Source organism: Frankia tisae (assembly GCF_025403405.1).
Lineage (GTDB): Bacteria > Actinomycetota > Actinomycetes > Frankiales > Frankiaceae > Frankia > Frankia tisai.
Genome location: NZ_JANEZT010000484.1, coordinates 1 through 4,084 on the forward strand (window position 1 = coordinate 1; position 4,084 = coordinate 4,084).

The following is a 4,084-nucleotide window of genomic DNA, read 5'->3' on the forward strand; positions in this document are numbered from 1 at the left end:
CGCCGGGGGGCGCGGGATCGCCGGCCGGAATACGGCCGAAGCTGTCGAGCGCGCCCGCGAGCAGGTCCGCCGCCGTGTCGTGGGCGTAGCGGCGTTCGGCGATCTGCGCCGCCCGGACCGCGTAGTCGACGGCGCGCCGCGCCGTGGCCGCCGAGGCGGCCCGGATGTAGTGGTGGGCCAGCGCCGGCAGGTTGTCGGGCTGCAGCCGCTCGAGGGCGGCGCCGAGTCTGCTGTGCATGCGGGTGCGGCGCAGCTGACTGAGATCGGTGCTCAGGGTGTCCCGGACGAGGGCGTGGGTGAACCGGACCCGTCCTGGCGCGGGCTCGGTGAGCAGACCGGCGATGAGCCCGGCGTCCAGGGCATCGAGCACGCCCTCCTCGTCGGTGTTGGCCGCGTCGATGAGCACCTCGACGTCGGCTTCCCGGCCGGCGACGGCGGCCAGCCGCAGCACCGCCACCGACGCCTCGGGCAGGCGCGCGAGCCGCCGGCGGAGCACGTCGCGCACCCCGTCCGGCACCTCGGAAAGCGCGACGAGCGCCCCTTCACTGGCGAGAAGCCGGGCGCTTTCCCACACGTGGAACGGGTTTCCCCCGGTGCGTTCGGCGAGGGCCAGCACGGTGTCGGGGTCGACGGGCAGCTGGCAGACCGCCCCGATGACGTCGGCGATGGCCGCCCGTGAGAGCCCACCCAGCGCCAGGCGCAGCGGTGAACGGGCGGCCAGCCCGGCGAGCGCCTCGGTCAGGCCCGGGCCGGCCTCCCTGTCCCGGTAGGCCGCCAGCAGCAGGATCGGCGCATCGGTCACCTGCGTACCGACCGCAGCGAGCAGAGCCAGGGTCTCCGCGTCGGCCCAGTGCAGATCGTCCAGGACGATCGCCAGCTTTCCCGCCGGATTCCGCTCGGCGACCATTCGTAGCCAGGCCATCACTGCGCGATGTAGTCGGAACCGGCCGGCCGAGGCGTCGACGCGGTCCTGCCGGCCGATGTCCACGCCGGTGTCCATGTCCATGTCGATGTTCGTGGGCCTGTGACCCGGCGGGTCGTCGGTCAGCCGGTCCGAGAGGAGAGGTTCGAGAAGCTCGGCCAGCGCGGCCGGCGGGGGAGCGGCGTCGGCCAGGACGCGCAGAGCCTGCAGCCACGCCCAGGCCGGGGGAGCCCCCTCGGCCTCGAGACACTGCCCGGTCACGACCAGCCAGCCGGTCCCGTCGAGCTGGTGGCGCAACCGCCGCAACAGCGCGGACTTCCCGGCGCCTGGTTCGCCGCTGACCAGCGCGATCCTCGCACGGTCGGTGCCGACCTCGGCGGCGACGTCCACCAGCGCGGCGAGTTCCCGCTCGCGACCGGCGAACAGTTCGGCGGCCGGCGTGGCGGCCGACGTGGCGGCCGGCAGCGGTTGCGGCGCTCCGCTCGGTTCCGGCGCTCGGGCTGGCTCGGGTGCTCCGCCCGGCTTGGATGCTTCGTCCGGCTTGGATGCCTCGTCCGGCTCGGATGATCCGCGTGGCGCGGGCGCCGAGGGGCGCATCGCCGCATCGAGGACGTCCCGGTCCTGCCGGAGGATCGCCTCCTCCAGACGGGCGAGTTCGGGGCCCGGGTCCAGGCCGAGCTCCTCGGCCAGCCGCCGACGGGCGCGGCGCAGCGCGTCGAGGGCGTCGGCCTGCCGGTTGCTGCCCCACAGGGAAAGGGCCAGCAGTCGCCAGCCCTCCTCCCGCAGGGGCTCGCGCCGGGTGAGCGTGTCCGCGAGTCGCACGGCGGCGGACAGGTCGCCGGCGCGCAGTTCGACGGCGGCGAGTATCTCCCGGGCCTCGACGCGAAGTTCCGCCAACCGGGTGGTCTCGGCTGTGGCCCAGGATTCGTCGGCGACCTCACCGAACGCGTCGCCGCGCCACAGTGACAGGCCCTCGGAGATCAGCGCCCGGGATGCGGTGCCGGTGGCGGCGCTGCGCCGGGCCTCGCGCAGCAGCGACTCGAACCGCCAGGCGTCCACCGCCTCCCGGTCAAGCGCGACGGCATAACCCGGGTTCGCGCTGATGAGGATCGTCGCCGGTGTCCTCGGCGGGCGCCCCGGCTCCAGCAGCCGGCGCAGATTGGAGACGTAGGACTGCAGGGAGGTCACGGCCTTGGCCGGTGGTTCGCCGCGCCACAGATCCTCGATCAACCTGTCGACCGAGACGAGCTCGCCGCGGGCGATGACCAGCCGGGCGAGAACCGCCCGTTGCCGCGGGCCGCCCAGGGCGACGGCGCGTCCGCCCACCTCGACCGACAGTGGGCCGAGCACTCGGATCCGGACCATCGCGTACCGATCCTATCCATCCGCTCCAAGCCATCCGGCGAACCGGCGGGACGGCTCCAACTCAGCTCCACGAGCGCTCCAAGTGCCGCCGCCGATGCTGATCCCAGCTCAACCGAACAGCTCAACCAAACAGTCCGATCGAACAGTCCACCGCGACCCAGGAGGGCCGCGACCCGGAAAGGCCGCGGACCCGGAAAGGCCGCGACCGAGAGAGGAACACCGTGACCACTTTCGCAGCCCCCGACACCGACACCGACACCGAACGCCCGAACACCCAGGAGATGGCGATCATTCATCGGGCCTTCCGCCGCGAATCGCGGTTGCTGGCCGAGCTGACGGCCCGGGTTCCCGCGGGCGACACCGCCCGGGCACGGGTCCTCGCCGGCTACTTTCGGTGGTACCAGCTCGGCCTCAGTGTGCACCACCACGGTGAGGACGAGCTGGTCTGGCCGCTGCTGCTCGCCCGCCTGGACCTGGGTGCCGACGTAGTGCTGCGGATGGAGGCCCAGCACGAGGAGGTGGCTGCGAGCCTCGTCCGGGCGCAGACCGCCCTGGTGGCCTGGGAGGCCGGCGCGGGCCGGTCGGATCGGGACGCCCTCGTCGAGGCTCTCGTCGAGCATCGGGCGGTATTGATCGAGCATCTCGACGACGAGGAATCGCACCTGTTGCCACTCGCCGCCGAGTATCTCAGCGTGCCGGAATGGGCGGCCCAGGGCGAGCACTTCCTCGCCAACACCCCTAAGAACGCGCTCCTGACCCTGCTGGGCGCCGTGTTGGAGGACGCGCAGCCGGCTGAGCGCAAGGCGTTCCTCGCCGGGCTTCCGCTGCCGGCCCGCATCATCTGGTTCTCGGTCGGCCGGATCCTCTACGCGGCCCACGTGCGGCGGATCCGGGGTACTCACCGGCCCGTTGCCGTCGCCGCCGACAAGCCGAACCCCACCGACAAGCCGGGCACCGTCGACGGGGCTGCTTCCGCAACCAGGTCGGCACGGTAGACCATGACAGCCACCCATGTTGGCTACGCGTTCTCGTGGATCGTCAGCGTCACCATCATCTTCATCGGAATGCGGTTTCTGCTCGTACCCCGGGCCGCCGCTGCCGCCTTCGGCGTCGCCGTGCCGCCGGACATCGGCCAGGCCGACGCCTACTTCGCGGTCAAGGGGATCCGGGACATCGCCTCGGGGCTCATTCCGATAGCCCTGATCCTCGCCTCGACCCAACACGCGCTCGGCTGGTTCATGCTCATGGTCACCGTTGTCCCGATTGGCGACGCGCTGATCGTGCTGCGCCACCAGGGGCCCAAGGTCACCGCGTACGCCATCCACGGCCTCACGGCGGTGCTGCTGCTCATCACCGCGGGCCTCCTTCTGCTCGGCTGACGATCACGGCTCGGCCGGGATGGTGCCCCGACGCGAGGTGGGAAATCGACCCGGCCTTTCAGCGGGGCACCGGGCGTGGCCGGCCGCCGCGGTCCATCGGGGCTGACCTCCGATCCGGTCGCCGCCGTCAGGGCGGTCAGGAAGAACTACACCGAGCCATCACCGCGGTGGCCCACGGCGAAGCCATCTTCGGACCGGGTATCGCGGCACGGGCCCTCATCCTGCTGACCAACCCGCCACAGGCTCCCTGGGAAACCCCGTCCCCACAGCTCACCGACCGCGAACGGCAGGTACTCGACGAACTCGCCGCAGGCCGGGCCGTATGTGCACGCCCGGGCGTTCCTGCCGGTGCGGCCGCGCGCAGGGACGCGGCCGACGTGCGGTGGGGGCGCCGGGGGGCGCCGCCGGGGTCGTGATC

4 protein-coding genes are annotated in these 4,084 nt (G+C 72.6%); 2 read left to right on the plus strand and 2 right to left on the minus strand.

What is annotated here, in order from left to right:
- A partial coding sequence (locus NBZ85_RS28470; protein WP_261563041.1) for an ATP-binding protein occupies nucleotides 1–2,287 on the minus strand: 2,287 nt, incomplete at its 3' end.
- A 221-nt stretch (nucleotides 2,288–2,508) separates the two neighbouring features.
- On the opposite strand from NBZ85_RS28470, the gene NBZ85_RS28475 reads away from it, so the two are divergent.
- Together NBZ85_RS28475 and NBZ85_RS28480 are read left to right on the plus strand one after the other, a co-directional pair.
- Nucleotides 2,509–3,282, plus strand: coding sequence for a hemerythrin domain-containing protein (locus NBZ85_RS28475; RefSeq protein ID WP_261556379.1), 774 nt, complete (start codon nucleotides 2,509–2,511; stop codon nucleotides 3,280–3,282).
- A gap of 3 nt (nucleotides 3,283–3,285) precedes the next feature.
- Nucleotides 3,286–3,666, plus strand: coding sequence for a DUF4267 domain-containing protein (locus NBZ85_RS28480; RefSeq protein WP_261556378.1), 381 nt, complete (start codon nucleotides 3,286–3,288; stop codon nucleotides 3,664–3,666).
- 146 nt (nucleotides 3,667–3,812) lie between these two features.
- Here the strand turns inward: NBZ85_RS28480 and NBZ85_RS28485 are convergent.
- A partial coding sequence (locus NBZ85_RS28485) for a hypothetical protein (RefSeq protein ID WP_261563044.1) occupies nucleotides 3,813–4,084 on the minus strand: 272 nt, incomplete at its 5' end.

Bases quoted from the DNA above. Each gene is read 5' to 3' on its own strand.
- NBZ85_RS28480 (WP_261556378.1), top strand. From the start codon at position 3,286: ATGACAGCCACCCATGTTGGCTACGCGTTCTCGTGGATCGTCAGCGTC.